We start from the raw sequence: 669 nt of genomic DNA on the forward strand, positions 1-669 counted from the left end.
AGGTACTTAGATGTTTCAGTTCCCTGGGTATGCCTCCATTGTAGCTATGTATTCACTACAAGGTGACTGCGCATTACCACAGCCGGGTTCCCCCATTCGGACATCCCCGGATCGAAGCCTGCTTACGGCTCCCCGAGGCATTTCGTCGTTCGCCACGTCCTTCTTCGGCTCCTAGCGCCTAGGCATCCTCCGTGTGCTCTTTCTAGCTTAACCTAATATAGGGACTTTACGGAGTAAAGTCTCACTACTTAGGAACACATCTCTCACTTGTTTGCACAAGCGACGAGTGGATTTCTAAGTTAAATCACGCGTTTTGTACTTCTTGTTTCGTTATCTAGTTTTCAAGGAACACGCCGCGAATCGTAAGATTCGCCAGCTTACATTGAAAGGTTGCCCTTTCAAAACTGAACACGAGTGAAAGAAGCTTGACTGGTTCACTTCTGAACCGAGTCTCCATAGAAAGGAGGTGATCCAGCCGCACCTTCCGATACGGCTACCTTGTTACGACTTCACCCCAATCATCTACCCCACCTTCGGCGGCTGGCCCCCTTGCGGGTTACCCCACCGACTTCGGGTGTTGTAAACTCTCGTGGTGTGACGGGCGGTGTGTACAAGACCCGGGAACGTATTCACCGCGGCATGCTGATCCGCGATTACTAGCAATTCCGA

Annotated in this window: 2 rRNA genes; both read right to left on the bottom strand. The window is 51.1% G+C overall.

The annotated features are described in order from the left end of the window. Positions 1–213 (bottom strand): 23S ribosomal RNA (locus B5M42_RS25065); the annotation flags it as partial. 246 nt (positions 214–459) lie between these two features. Continuing rightward, positions 460–669 (bottom strand): 16S ribosomal RNA (locus B5M42_RS25070); the annotation flags it as partial.

The organism is Paenibacillus athensensis (assembly GCF_004514475.2).
Classification (GTDB): Bacteria; Bacillota; Bacilli; order Paenibacillales; family NBRC-103111; genus Paenibacillus_AL; species Paenibacillus_AL athensensis.